Here is a 13537-nt window from a genome sequence, read left to right as displayed (position 1 = left end):
CAAAGTCATTATTCAGAACCGGTTTCCGTTTAACAGCATTGTACAGGCTGGTGGCAAGGGTGCAACCCAATGAACAACCGGCCCCGTTCCAAATATTTACAGTGTTTATAGCCTTGCTGCCATCAATGCTGCCGGCTTTAAAACCGAGGTTGATATATAGTATAGAAAAACTATATCCCGTGAGGATAAATTTCCTGTGAGTTCATTTCCAAAATGTTGATCTGAAATAAGAAATTTTTGACTGATCAAGTGGGATCAAAGCCCCGAAGCCTTACGGCTATTGGGTTTATAAATTTTTTCAACAATCGGTGCATAACTATGATAATTGCTAACCGTATTTATGACGTTATTTTATGACCTGCTTTTGATATGCAGCCCGTGGCCCGTGGTAGCTGTGTTCTTTGTTGCCTGACAATGAATGCCCTGATCATAACATAAAACCTTATTATATATAAACTCGTAAATGATGGAAGTGTATGTAATTAAACGTAACGGTAATTTTAAAGCGTTCCAATCTTATAAAATAAAGGATGCTATTGAAAAGGGTTTTGAAAGTGTATCCCTGCCACCCGATAACAGCATTTTTGAGCGGGTAATGGAAGGTATAAGCCGGAAAACGGTATGGGAAGTGGAAGACATTCAAAACCTGATAGAGAAAGAATTATTCGATGCCGGGTATTTCGGGGTAATGCGATCCTTTATGCTGTACCGGCATACCCGAAAGATGCAGAGAGAGCATATAGCCGGTATTAATGATGATACTACGTATATTGACTGTACGCAGACTATAACGGAATATATCCATCAGCAGGATTGGAGGGTAAACGCGAATGCCAATGCTGGTTACTCCAATGCGGGGCTGGTTAATAACGTGGCGGGCAAAGTCATTGCCAATTACTGGCTGGATAAAGTGTACACCAAGGAGGAGGGGCACGCGCACCGTAATGGCGATATTCATATTCATGACCTGGACTGCCTTACCGGCTATTGTGCGGGATGGAGCCTGAGGGTATTACTCAACGATGGCTTTAACGGCGTAAGAAGCCGCGTGGAGAGCCGTCCTCCCAACCACTTCAGGGAAGCCTTGGGGCAAATGGCCAATTTCCTGGGCATACTGCAAAGCGAATGGGCCGGGGCGCAGGCTTTCAGCTCTTTTGATACCTACCTGGCGCCGTATGTGTTCAAGGATAAGCTGAACTACGAGGAGGTTAAAAAGGCTGTAAGAAGTTTTGTATATAACCTGAACGTGCCGGCACGCTGGGGACAATCGCCGTTTACCAATATTACCATTGACTGGACCGTACCGGAGGACCTTAAAAACCAAATGCCCACGCGTAGCAATCACCACCTGTTTTCCGGTATTGGTGATGCCGGCCTGGCGCTAAAAGCGAAGGAACGCGGCGCGGATACCCTGGAAGAGCTGTGCTACAGCCATTTTCAACCGGAAATGGACCTGATTAATAAGGCGTATTATACGGTAATGACCGAAGGCGATGCCAATGGCCAGCCCTTTACATTCCCCATACCTACTGTAAATATTACAGAAGACTTTGACTGGTACGGGCCTAATACCGACCTGTTGTTTGAGAACACGGCAAAAATAGGCTCTTCCTATTTTCAGAATTTTATCGGCAGCCAGTATATGTACGATGAGAGTGGGAAGAGAATGGAGAATCCTGATGCCTATAAACCTAATGCTGTTCGTAGCATGTGCTGCCGCCTTCAGCTGGACTTACGGGAGCTTCTGAAAAGGGGAAACGGTTTGTTTGGCAGCGCAGAAATGACAGGCAGCATAGGTGTTGTTACCATTAATATGGCGCGGCTGGGATATGTTTTTAAAGGTAATAAAGCGGGCCTGTACCAACGCCTGGATTATTTACTGGACATAGGAAAGAGCACGCTTGAAAAGAAAAGGATTTTTATACAGGACATGTACGAGAGAGGGCTGTACCCTTATACCAAACGGTATCTGCCTCATTTCCGCAACCATTTCTCTACGATTGGTGTAAATGGGCTGAATGAAATGATCCGTAACTTTTCAAATGACCGTTTGGATATTGCAGATGCTGAGGGCAAAGAGTTTGCGCTGGAAATACTGGACCACATCCGCGACCGCATGAAGCGATTCCAGGAAGAAACCGGTAATCTTTATAATCTGGAAGCCACTCCTGCCGAAGGCACGACCTATCGTTTTGCCAAAGAAGATAAAAAGAGATTTGAAGATATTATACAGGCCGGGTTTGATAAAAATATTTACTATACCAACAGCTCGCAACTGCCGGCACAATTTACGGAAGACCCGTATGAGGCATTAATGCTGCAGGATGAGCTGCAATGTAAGTACACCGGCGGCACTGTGCTGCATTTATATATGAGAGAGCGGATAAGCAATGCCGATGCCTGCCGCAGCTTTCTCAGGAAAGTTATCTCCAATTTCCGGCTGCCATACGTTACTGTTACACCGGTATTCAGCATCTGCCCTGTACATGGTTACCTGAACGGAGAGCATAAATATTGTCCCAAATGTGATGAACAATTATTAGAAAAATTATCGAATAAAAATGAACATGAATACGAAACCTGCTCATGCACTGTTGCTTCAAAATGAAGACCTGCGTACGAAATGTATGGTGTACACCAGGGTAATGGGATATCATCGCCCTGTGGAGAGTTTTAACATTGGTAAAAAAGGAGAACACAAACAAAGGGTGTTTTTTTCAAAAGTGAGCAGTGATAAAGACCATTTATGATATCACTCCTTTTTCGTTGCTCGATTATCCCGGTAAAGTAGCAGCCATTCTTTGGTTTGCGGGTTGTAATATGCGGTGTGCCTATTGCTATAATCCCGAAATCGTTTTAGGAAAAGGCAGGCATACCTTTGAGGAAGCGCTTGATTTTCTGGAAACCAGGAAAGCCCTGCTGGATGCAGTAGTTTTGAGTGGCGGAGAATGCACGCTCCATAAAGACCTGCCGGTTTTTGTAACAGCTGTTAAACAAAAAGGGTTCCTGGTAAAAATAGATACCAATGGAACGCACCCCGAATTGCTGGAGCTATTGATTGGCCGGGGCCTGGCAGATTATGTGGCGGTTGATTTTAAAGCACCTGCCAACAAGTATGGCATTGTAACCGGTACTCCTTATTATGACAGCTTTATAAGAACGCTGCAGGTGTTGGTGAACTCGTCCCTGCCTTTTGAAGTACGCACCACTGTTCACTCTTCCCTGTTACAGCAGGGTGATATAGAGCAGATGTGCCAGGTGCTGAAAGAACAGAACTATACCGGCAATTACTATTTGCAGTATGCTTTAAATAATGTTGCCATGTTAGAAGAATTGCCGGATTCGGTGGGCCGGGTGCAGATGGATGCCAGCCGGTCCATTAGCGGAGTGCCGATCGTGGAAAGATCTCTTTAATAGCTATTGGTCTTTTGCAAGTGTTGTGCAGCAACCTGCTTTATCCCAGCCATTCTTTAATAAGGTCCTTCAGCTCTTCTTCGATGCTTTTACCAGGCATGGTCGCGCCGGCTCTTTTATACCAGTAAGCGGCGTTCCAGTTGTCTCCTTCAACCCTGTGCAGGTAAGCATGAAGGCGGTCGAATTCTTTTTGCCCCTCATATTGCTGGGCAATATCATGCGCAGCATCCCATTCGCCTTTAGCTGCATGCCAGAGCGCTGTTTGAAGTGCTGTTAAGGCAGGCGGCGGAGCTGCATCGGTTAATGAATTATTAAATTGTATCAGGTCCATCAGGTTTTAAAAAGATATTTTCAATACGATCCACATCATATTGCGGGCATGCACCTTTTTGAGAGGCTACAAAAGCGCCTATCCTGCAGGCGAATGCCAGGGCTGTTTCAGGAGACCGGCCTGCCATGTACTTTGATAAAAAGCCGGCCAGGAAAGCATCTCCGCTGCCAATAGTATCGGCTACTTTTATCTTATACCCTGCATGGTAATAGAATCGTTTTTCAAAAAACAATACTGCACCATCTTCGCCTTTTGTAATAATGATGGTTGGTATGGAAAACTTTTCGCTCACCAGCAGCACCTGTTTTTCAAAATCAGCTTCATTGGTATACCAGCCGGCAATTAAAGCCAGCTCGTGATTATTCAATTTTGAAATATCGGCTTTATTCAACAGGATTTCTAACGTAGATGGCTCGTAATGGGGCGGCCGCAGATTGATATCAACAATTTTAGTACGGGCAACGTTCAGCAATTGAAATAACGTGTTTCTGGAGTGCCTGCTTCTTGCCACAAGGCTGCCGCAAATAAAGTAGTGAGCTTCTTTTACTTTTTGTAATAGCGCCTCATCATAATCTATAAAGTCCCATGCTACCGGCTGTACAATATCGTATTCCATTTCATTGCCTTTTTGCGTGGCCATAACGGTACCGGTTGGCTGTTCATGATCTACCTGCACCAGCGATGTATTGATATTGTTTTGTTGTAAGAAATCGATCAAGGCCTTCCCGTTTTCATCGTTCCCCGTTTTAGAAATGATGGCTGCCTTTCGGCCCAGCCGGTTTAAATGATAGCAAACGTTCATGGGCGCGCCGCCGGGAACTTTTTCATGAGGGAGAATGTCCCATAAAATTTCACCAAAGCAAATCGTGTTCATGCGGGTTATTTTTAATTTGAAAGTCGGAAAGAAACGTGCAAAATTTAAAGTTATTGTTGCTAATGCTAAACTAAGTGTGAGTTGTCAGTAGTGAGTATTGCGGATATATACTCACTACTGACCATTCACTTTAAATGCGACATTTTTTCATTAATATAACACGGGCATTTAGGTAATGCTTTTCCTATCATCTTCCGGACTTTCTTTACAAAAGAAATTTATCGTTCAGCCACCCGTTAATCAGCTTCAGATCGTCTTCACTAATAGAAATAGCCATGGCCCTTGCATTTTCTTCGGCTTGCTGCGCATTACGCGCACCTGCCAGGGCAGCAGCAACTGCAGGCTGATGAAAGGTCCAGGCCAGCACCAACTGTCCTGCGGTGGCATTATATTTTGCTGCCAGATCAGCAAGGTTATCCGTAAGCTTTTTAACCGCTGTAAAATCAAATCTTTTAAAATAATTATTACGATGATCTTCTGCATTCAGCGCATCCATACTTTCGTATTTGCCTGTCAGTAAACCCCTTTCCATAGGGCTATAAGCAATAATGGAAAGGTTGTTTTCAAGCGCATACGGAACCACTTCTTTTTCAATATCACGTTTTAACATGCTGTACGGCACCTGGTTGCTGGCCAGCTTTATAGTTTGCTCTGCCTCTTTGAGCTGGGTAGCATTGTAATTGCAAACGCCCACGGCTCTTACCTTTCCGTCCTGTAACATTTTCTCCATAGCACGCATGGTTTCCTCTATGGGTGTAGTGGTATCCGGCCAGTGTAACTGTATCAGGTCGATATAATCGGTCTGTAATCTTTTAAGACTTACCTCTACATCACGCAGTGCGGTTTCATAGCCGCCATACCGGTATATTTTCTTAATATCGCCTTTGCTATCTTTTCCTTCAAAAGCAAAATCACCTTTTTCCATGTCCCACACCATTCCAAATTTGGTCAGTATCTGCACTTTGCTGCGGTCATAATTTTTAATGGCTTTCCCCACCAGCTCTTCGCTGTAACCAAAGCCATAGATCGGCGCCGTATCAATAGAGGTTACCCCGTTATCAATATAAGCCTGTATGGCAGCGATCGAATCTTTTTCATCATTGCCGCCCCACATAAATCCGCCGATGGCCCAGGCGCCCATTGTAATGGGTGTTACTTCAACTTCGGTTGTTCCTAATTTCCGTTTCATATGTAAAACTATTTAAGACTTTAAATATACTAATAAGCTCATTAGCTAATGGCACAGATATCAATTCCCGTCTTCTAATCTCCAACTTCCGTACTTTCCGACTTTTTCGATCTTAAACTTTTCAACCTTTAAACTGTTCCCTATCTTCGCCACGCAATTTTGATCCATTAACCATAAAATAAGTAGAAATGCAGCCCAAATACAAAAGAATTTTGTTAAAACTTTCAGGAGAATCATTAATGGGGGATAAAAATTTTGGTATGGATCCCGACGTAATCGCTCAGTATGCCAAAGAAATAAAAGCTGTTGTAGATTTAGGTGTGCAGGTAGCATTGGTAATTGGAGGTGGTAATATCTATCGCGGTATGAACGAGGCGCAAACCGGTATTGAGCGCGCTCATGGAGACTATATGGGTATGCTGGCCACCGTCATCAATGGTATGGCATTGCAGGCAGGCCTTGAAAAAGCCGGTATGTTTACCCGCCTGCAGAGTGCTATAAATATGGAGCAGATCGCAGAACCTTATATAAGACGCCGTGCCATCCGGCACCTGGAAAAAGATCGCGTGGTTATTTTTGGCGCCGGCACGGGCAACCCTTATTTTACTACAGATACCGCAGGCTCATTGCGGGCTGTAGAAATAAAAGCAGATGTAATTTTGAAAGGTACACGCGTAGACGGGGTATATACTGCTGATCCCGAAAAAGATCCTTCTGCAACCCGCTATAAAACGGTAAGCTACCAAGAGTGTATCAGCAAAAACCTGCGTATTATGGATATGACAGCTTTTACACTTTGCATGGAGAACAAGCTGCCTATTATTGTTTTTGATATGAACAAAGAGGGCAACCTGGGCAAAGTTGTATCAGGTGAAGATGTAGGTACGCTGATCAGTTAGTTAGTATGTTAAGGTTATTATATTACTGTTGCTGATAATTATCATTTCTTACAGAGATATAAATCATCTTTATTGTATGGATTTTGGATAATTTTTACATTGAGAAGAATAAAAATCCACCATTCAAAATGCATTATTTTTTATGTCTATAGCCGATATACGTACGCAGTACTGCCAGAAAAGTTTACTGGAAGCTGAAGCTTCATTAAATGCTATAGACCAGTTTCAGCAATGGTGGAATGAAGCGTTGCTTGCGGAGCTTACAGAAGTAAATGCTATGACCCTGGCTACAGCTTCTGCTGATGGCACACCCGATGCGCGGATCGTTTTGCTAAAAGGTTTCTCCGGCAATGGGTTTACTTTTTTTACCAATTATGAAAGTACGAAAGGCCTGCAGTTAGCAGCTAACCCCCGGGCCTGCCTGTTGTTTTTCTGGAAAGAGCTGGAGAGACAGGTACGCATTAGTGGTACGGTTCTGAAAATACCGGTGGAAGAAAGCGAGCAGTATTTCTTTTCCCGTCCTGTAGGAAGCCAGCTCGGCGCCTGGGCTTCCAGGCAAAGTATGGTGCTGCAAAACCGCGAAGAGCTGGAAGAAAAGTTAGAAAAATTATTAGATGAGGTGGAAGCGGGGAAGAAGATCGAAAAACCTGATTATTGGGGAGGGTACCTTCTTCAGCCGCATGCAATAGAGTTCTGGCAGGGCCGCCCTAACCGGCTGCACGACAGGTTATTATATACGCTACAAAGTGATAATAGCTGGAAAATAGAGCGGCTGGCGCCTTAAGTTAAAAGTTGAAGGCCCTGGTCGGATCAAAGAAGAGACGGCGGTAATTAACTATTCTCTTTTACCGGTAGTTATCGCATAGGCATGAGGTGGAAGTTTAAATCCATAGGCTTATGTATGTTATAGATGCTGTGAGTTACAGGTAATATCTTCTATATCTTATTATAATTGAGCTGTCTTATTTACAAAACCACCGTTACTATTTAGTTGGCTGTTGAAAGGCTGCCTTGTCTTGCTGCTATACTCCCCTGCTTTTGTAAGAGCCTCCTTGCCGTTAACTATTGTTTATTTTCAATGAATTATACTGTTTATCAGCGACAACCCGGCGAAATATATTGATTTAATTACAGCGGAGTGTTTAAAAATTTGCCGTAAAACCACACAATCCCTTTTATAAATTAAAATTAAAAAGTACTTTTACTAAAGGATTGCGGCTGTAACAAATTTTTTCATTTAGTTTTAAACAGGTCCCCGTAAAAACATTTTACATTCAATATGCTTGTTTCACAAGTAAATTTAAAACCGTGCAGCATGTTTTAGCTTTCAAAAAGGAAGCAGGCTAAACTGTATATACTTAGTTCGTTAATTGAATTTGAATAAAATGGATCACAATGAGGAAATAATCATCAGGCAATTAAAAGAAGGCTCGGAAAGAGCTTACAAATATTTGTATGACAATTATTATGCAACATTGTGCCATACTGCGAATGGTTATTTACAGGACCATTATCAGTCGGAATTAATAGTAGGAGACCTTATTTTTCATTTATGGGAGATCAGGGAATCTTTGCAGATAGAAACCTCTCTGCTGGGATATTTAATCAGCGCTGTCCGAAACAGGTGTATCAACTATCTGTCTTCATCGCGTATGAAACATGAAGTGCCGGTCTCTTACCTGGTGCAGAGAGAGGTGGCAGGGCTGGAGATTTCAGATCATGCCACTCCAAAAGATTATGTGTTGAATATGCTGCTAGAGAAAGAATTAGACGGGGAATTAAAATACGCGATCAGTTTTTTACCGCATGAATGCAAAAACGTTTTTATAAAAAGCCGGTTTGAAAATAAAAAGTATGAAGATATTGCGCAGGAATTAAATATCTCTGTCAACACCGTAAAGTATCACATGAAAAATGCCTTACGGTTATTAAGAGAAAGGCTGGAAAAATATGTAGCTGTCATTCTTGTCATTTTATTCTTTAAGTAACCATTTTTTCTTTTGGGCATACATGCTATTAGCCTGTTTACTGAATAGTCGCATATTCCCGACCTGCAATCCGAAAGAAAATAGCATGTATTTATAAGCAGGAAATCATTATTCTTTTCTTTTTATTTTTTTTGACTACCCTTTTTCCCCGGATTACTGTCTTATATAAAAAGACTGTAAAATAAAAAATACGAATAGCCATATAGATGAATTGATTGCTGCTTTTTTATCCAGTGAACCGGACAAAAGCTCAATGAACGAATTAAACGACTGGATCAATGCTGCTCCTGCCAACAAATTGTATTTCCGGCAGCAGTTAGAGGCATGGTCTGATGCAATTGGGGAAAAAGATGCCTGGTTATATGATAAGCATAAAGCGTTTAAACGGTTTAAGAACAGGGTGCAACAAGCAGAAAAAGCAGCCCACACTAAAGCGCCTTTGCGCGGTTATGTAAATACAGCTGCTCATAAGCGCCGGTTGTATTATAAAATTGCTTCTTATGCTGCTATCCTGGTTATACTAGCAGGACTATCATTTTTTCTTCGTAATACGCTGCGCTCCGGGTTGTTTTCTGCTCCTGGCGAAGAACAGCTGGCGCTTATCCAAGTAGATGTTCCCTCAGGAGAAAGAAAAAAATGTGTGCTGCCTGATAAAACCGTGGTATGGCTTAATGCCGGTTCTGTTTTTAAATATGCCCCGGTTTTCAACGGTAATACCAGGGAAGTTTTTTTAGATGGTGAAGGTTATTTTGAAGTGGCCAAAGATGCTGCTCATCCTTTCATTGTACATACATCTAAAGGGCATATTACTGTTACAGGAACAACTTTTAATGTGTACGCTTACGCATCAAAACCCCGATTTATTACTGCATTGCTTGAGGGACATGTAAGCGTTGCTTCTAAAAACGGAAAAAGTGTGAGCCTGTTGCCCTTGCAAAAAGCAGAATTAAACAATGACGAGCTAACTGTTTCCACTGTGTCAGACCCGGATGCGTATCAATGGAAGGATGGTTTGGTCTCATTTGATAATGAACGTATCACTGAGGTATTGGAGCGCCTCGAAGCTTCATTTGGGCAAAAAATCACCATTAAGCACCTGCATGAACCCAACTTGTTGCTGACCGGGAAATTTAGGCTTAACGATGGCCTGGAATACGCGTTAAAAGTGCTTAGCGAGAGCTATAACATTACATACGAGCATGATCCTGGTGGTGGGGGATATATCATCACACACTGACCAAAAGAGAACATTTATGGGAATAAAAATGTAAACAATTTAAAAGATTGCTGTCATTAAATAGCTGCTATTTAATGCTGATTGCGTGCATTAATTTGTCATTGGGAATCATAATACTAAACATTCAATCATACATGAATATAAAATCAACATCAGTTTTCCCGTCCGGAAATTGTAAAAAGCGGGGCTCGAAGAGGTGCCTGATAAAAGTAATGGGTATGCTTCTTATATTATCATGCTGCATTAATAACCTAAGCGCTGCTGCTTGTCAAACCCGTACTGTATCGCTCAGCGTGCAGAATACGCCTTTAAAAGAAGTGCTGAGGGAGATTGAGGTTCAGACCAGCTATCTTTTTATTTATTCAAAAGATATAGACGTTTCCCGTAAAGTATCCTTAAATGTGCAAAAGGAAACAATATCCAACGTGCTCAGCACGTTGCTTACTCCCCTTAAGTTGGCATATAAAACTGAAGGGTTGCATATAACGGTCATAAAAGAAAACCCGGTGGGTAGGAATAATGCATCATCATCGGCCTCAAGGATGCTGCGCGGTACAGTAACAGATGCCAATACCCGGAAACCGGTGGTGGGCGCCAGTGTTACCATTATGGGAACATCCACGGGTACCACAACAGATAAGGATGGTTTTTATCAATTGCGTACCGATCAGAAAGAGTGTATCCTGAAAATAACCTATGTAGGATATAATGACCTGGAAATAAAAGTAAATGCCACTGAAAACATATATGATGCTGCCCTGTATGCGATGGAAAATTCGCTGACGGAAACAGTTGTTGTTGGTTATGGCACTCAACGTAAGATAAGCAATATAGGTGCACAGGCCTCGTTAAAAACGTCCGATTTGAAAATTCCTTCTTCAAATTTAACGGGAGTACTGGCTGGAAGGCTTGCCGGGGTGATCTCGGTTCAGCGCTCAGGAGAGCCGGGTAAAAATTCGGCAGATATCTGGATAAGGGGAATAGCAACGCCCAATACTTCATCTCCCCTGATTCTTGTAGATGGTGTAGAACGTCCTTTTAATGATGTGGATCCGGAAGACGTGGAATCGCTCACCATCCTCAAAGATGCTTCTGCAACTGCTGTTTACGGGGTACGCGGTGCCAATGGGGTTATTATTATCAAAACAAAGCCGGGCCGGATAGGCAAACCCACTATAAATGCTGATTATTATGAGTCATTCATCCGATTTACAAAAAAGGTGGACCTGGCAGATGGTATTGAATATATGAATGCGGCTAACGAGGCTTTGCGTAACGATGGTCTGGCTCCTAAATACTCTCAGCAGTATATTGATAATACAAGGCAGGGAAAGGATCCTTATCTCTACCCCAATGTTGATTGGCTGAAAGAAGTATTCAACGACTGGGGCTATAACCGAAGAGCAAATGTGAACGTGCGCGGGGGAAGCGAAAAAGCTACTTACTATGCTTCAGTAAGCTACTATAACGAAACCGGGATGACGGCTATCGACAAAAGCATTACGACCTACAACTCTAAAATGAAATACAGCCGGTATAACTTTACTACGAACGTAGCCATTAATGCAACACCTACCACAAAAGTAGAAATTGGCGCACAGGGTTATTTGGGCGAAGGAAACTATCCGGCTATTTCCTCTCATGATATTTACAGTTCTGCCATGTCTATTTCTCCTGTAGATTATCCCAAAATGTTTTATGTGCGTGGCCAGGCCTATGTGCCGGGTATCAACCCCAATGGGGGTTTCCGTAATCCTTATGCCGATGCCACAAGAAGGGGCTATGACAATCTTACAAAAAATCAGGTGTATTCAAATCTGAGGGTTACGCAGGACCTGGCAATGCTCACCAAGGGGTTCACTTTCTCGGCTATGTTCGCTTATGACGTATATAATGAAGTAGATCTTCATCAAACCCGGAGAGAGTCTACCTGGTATCTTACCGATATTGATGTTCCATATGATATGGATGGGTTTCCCATACTTACCAAAACGTATACGGGATCTGATGTATTGGGATATAGCCAATCAGCCTCGGGCAATAAGAAAACCTACCTGGAAACCTCTTTCAATTATGACAGGGCGTTTGGTGATCATCGGGTAAGCGGCTTATTGCTGTATAATCAGCAGCAAAGATTGCTTTATCCGCAAAGTACGCTGGAAAACGCCATCCCCTACAGGATGCAGGGCATTGCGGGGCGTGCAACCTATTCATGGAAAGACCGCTATTTTGCGGAATTTAATATAGGATATACCGGTGCTGAAAACTTTTCTCCCAAGAAAAGGTACGGAACATTTCCTGCTTATGGAGTGGGCTGGGTAGTATCCAATGAAAAATTCTGGGAACCGCTTCATGATGTAATCCCCTTCTTAAAATTCAGGTATACCGATGGAAGAATAGGAAACAGCAACGTATCGGACAGACGTTTTATGTATTTGGATCAGATATCCGGGAACGGTTCTTACGGGTATGTTTTTGGATCGAACGGTACAAAGTACGGAGGTTATGAAACCATAAATAATGCTGTTGACCTTGTATGGGAAGAGTCACGGAAACAGGATCTGGGTGTTGAGCTGAGAACATTGGGAGGCAATTTGTCTGTTATTTTTGACCTGTTCAGGGAAAGACGGAAAAACATTTTATTAAAACGTGAAAACTCCATCCCGTCGTTTATCGGGTATAATATGGCTTCGCCTTACGGTAATGTGGGTATTGTAGAAAACAGGGGATTTGACGGAACAATAGAATACAACAAACGTTTCAATCAAAACTGGACCATTAACCTCAGGGGAAATATTACCTACAACAACGATAAGTGGATCAAAGGGGATTTGCCGGAGCAGCGTTATCCCTGGATGAACCAGCAGGGACAAAAGATCCTTGCCCAAACGGGTTATGTAGCCGAAGGTTTATTCACTCAGGCCCAGATTGATGATATGGCGCGCTGGGAGGCTCTTTCAAACGAGGATAAGATCATTACCCCGAAGCCTTTTGCCTCTCAGTTTGGTAAAGTAAAAGCAGGTGATATCCGTTATAAGGATCTGAATAACGATGGTAAGATTGATGCATACGACAAAACATATATCAGCAGGGGCGATGTTCCGGCAATTGTGTATGGTTTGGGATTTACGATAATGAGGAAAGGCCTGTCCGTCAGCGCTCTCTTCCAGGGAGCCGAAAAGGCCCAGCGTATATTAAGCGGTAACAGCATACAACCTTTTAACGGGGGTGGCGGGGCCGGAAACCTGTACAGCAATATCGGTGACCGATGGACGGAAGAAAATCCCAGTCAGAACGTATTTTATCCAAGGCTTTCCTACGGAAGTGAAACAGCAGACAATCAGAATAACTTTCAACCCAGCACATGGTGGCTGCGTGATGTGAGTTTCCTGCGTCTGAAAACCCTGCAGGTTTCTTATAATCTGCCCAAAAGCTGGGCCCGGAAAGCTTCGCTTGATAATGCGGCAATTTATATGATGGGATACAACCTGTGGACGTTTTCCAGGTTCAAATTATGGGACCCGGAGCTGAATACAAATGACGGAACCCAGTATCCCAACACTACTTCATTTTCTGTAGGAATAAACTTTACATTTTAAATTCAA

The 13537-nt window shown here is 42.8% G+C and carries 11 protein-coding genes; 8 read left to right on the top strand and 3 right to left on the bottom strand.

Features of this window, described 5'->3' with window-relative positions; all coding sequences use genetic code 11:
- The first annotated feature begins 463 nt into the window (after nucleotides 1-463).
- From ACYVBM_RS02280 to ACYVBM_RS02270, 3 genes are read left to right on the top strand one after another with little or no spacing between them, the layout of a single operon-like run.
- Complete coding sequence (locus ACYVBM_RS02280; protein ID WP_460683991.1) at nucleotides 464-2608, top strand: ribonucleoside triphosphate reductase; 2145 nt, start codon at nucleotides 464-466, stop codon at nucleotides 2606-2608.
- On the top strand, nucleotides 2568-2750 hold the full coding sequence (gene nrdD / locus ACYVBM_RS02275; RefSeq protein ID WP_460683990.1) for an anaerobic ribonucleoside-triphosphate reductase: 183 nt from the start codon (nucleotides 2568-2570) through the stop codon (nucleotides 2748-2750). Before ACYVBM_RS02280 ends, nrdD begins: the two co-directional genes overlap by 41 nt.
- Nucleotides 2731-3414, top strand: coding sequence for an anaerobic ribonucleoside-triphosphate reductase activating protein (locus ACYVBM_RS02270; protein ID WP_460683989.1), 684 nt, complete (start codon nucleotides 2731-2733; stop codon nucleotides 3412-3414). Before nrdD ends, ACYVBM_RS02270 begins: the two co-directional genes overlap by 20 nt.
- 40 nt (nucleotides 3415-3454) lie before the next feature.
- Here the strand turns inward: ACYVBM_RS02270 and ACYVBM_RS02265 are convergent, their stop codons facing one another.
- From ACYVBM_RS02265 to ACYVBM_RS02255, 3 genes are all read right to left on the bottom strand, one after another.
- Nucleotides 3455-3745, bottom strand: coding sequence for a hypothetical protein (locus tag ACYVBM_RS02265; protein ID WP_460683988.1), 291 nt, complete (start codon nucleotides 3743-3745; stop codon nucleotides 3455-3457).
- Nucleotides 3726-4619, bottom strand: a complete 894-nt coding sequence (locus tag ACYVBM_RS02260) for a carbohydrate kinase family protein (RefSeq protein ID WP_460683987.1) — start codon at nucleotides 4617-4619, stop codon at nucleotides 3726-3728. Before ACYVBM_RS02260 ends, ACYVBM_RS02265 begins: the two co-directional genes overlap by 20 nt.
- Nucleotides 4620-4824: 205 nt before the next feature.
- Nucleotides 4825-5808 carry an aldo/keto reductase gene (locus ACYVBM_RS02255; protein ID WP_460683986.1) on the bottom strand — a complete coding sequence of 328 codons (984 nt, stop codon included), beginning with the start codon at nucleotides 5806-5808 and terminating at the stop codon, nucleotides 4825-4827.
- 188 nt (nucleotides 5809-5996) lie between these two features.
- Here ACYVBM_RS02255 and pyrH point away from each other — a divergent pair, with 188 nt between their 5' ends.
- From pyrH to ACYVBM_RS02230, 5 genes are all read left to right on the top strand, one after another.
- Nucleotides 5997-6707, top strand: coding sequence for a UMP kinase (pyrH, locus tag ACYVBM_RS02250; RefSeq protein ID WP_460683985.1), 711 nt, complete (start codon nucleotides 5997-5999; stop codon nucleotides 6705-6707).
- A gap of 142 nt (nucleotides 6708-6849) precedes the next feature.
- Entirely contained in the window at nucleotides 6850-7491 is a 642-nt protein-coding gene (pdxH, locus tag ACYVBM_RS02245) for a pyridoxamine 5'-phosphate oxidase (RefSeq protein WP_460683984.1), read from the top strand.
- Nucleotides 7492-8092: 601 nt separating this feature from the next.
- Nucleotides 8093-8695 carry an RNA polymerase sigma-70 factor gene (locus ACYVBM_RS02240; RefSeq protein ID WP_460683983.1) on the top strand — a complete coding sequence of 201 codons (603 nt, stop codon included), beginning with the start codon at nucleotides 8093-8095 and terminating at the stop codon, nucleotides 8693-8695.
- 253 nt (nucleotides 8696-8948) lie between these two features.
- Entirely contained in the window at nucleotides 8949-9932 is a 984-nt protein-coding gene (locus ACYVBM_RS02235) for a FecR family protein (protein WP_460683982.1), read from the top strand.
- Between the two features lie 218 nt (nucleotides 9933-10150).
- Nucleotides 10151-13531, top strand: a complete 3381-nt coding sequence (locus tag ACYVBM_RS02230; protein ID WP_460683981.1) for a TonB-dependent receptor — start codon at nucleotides 10151-10153, stop codon at nucleotides 13529-13531.
- The last annotated feature ends 6 nt before the right edge of the window (nucleotides 13532-13537 follow it).

This window comes from Niabella aquatica (assembly GCF_054779315.1).
This window is presented reverse-complemented; position numbering and strand designations above follow the sequence as displayed.